1 pseudogene is annotated in these 613 nt (G+C 34.4%); it reads right to left on the bottom strand.

Going from position 1 to position 613, the window contains the following annotated elements:
• Window positions 1-556: pseudogene (locus ACEO2X_RS14070) on the bottom strand (IS701-like element ISAba11 family transposase); the annotation flags it as partial.
• Between the last annotated feature and the right edge of the window lie 57 nt (window positions 557-613).

The raw sequence follows: 613 nt of genomic DNA, 5'->3' as shown, positions 1-613 counted from the left end.
AGTCGATACCAAACATAAATCGAATACCATATTTTCTTATGGTTTTTAGATTTCCAGTCGATGAATACCAACTATCACCTGTAATAAATTGAATCTTTGCACCCCAACTGAGTACTTCACTTAACATATCCATAAAGTAATCATTCTTGGTTTTACTTTCAGATTTGTCATAAATTCGGAAATTAATTGGAATATTTTGACCATTCTGATCTGTCGCATACAAGGTAATGAGATTAATACCCTTGACGGATCGGTGGTGTTTGCCTGACCAAAAATAGCTAACCAAGTCCATATGTTGACTATAGGGTTTATCTAAAACAGTATCATCAATACTGACTATAAGTTTATTATTATCAATATGTTGAATTGCTTCTTGATATAGGTCGTGAGGTGTGTAGTCTTCACGTTCTAGAAAGCGATTTACACTATCATGCGAGATGTTATAAGTCTCGGCAAGTTGTGTGCAGCTAATAGAGTTCGGTTCTGTCATGAGAAAGCCCATATAAATGGGTAATGTACAAGTTGCTGTAGAAGCATGTTTAATTCGTCTGATCACAGATACTTTATAAAGTATTTTAATACTTTTTTGAATCCGTCAATGCGTAAGTCCTAG

The organism is Acinetobacter sp. AL9, from assembly GCF_041464035.1.
Classification (GTDB): Bacteria; Pseudomonadota; Gammaproteobacteria; order Pseudomonadales; family Moraxellaceae; genus Acinetobacter; species Acinetobacter towneri.
Note: the sequence above shows the minus strand (reverse complement) of the source record. Positions and strands in the feature narration are given on the sequence as shown.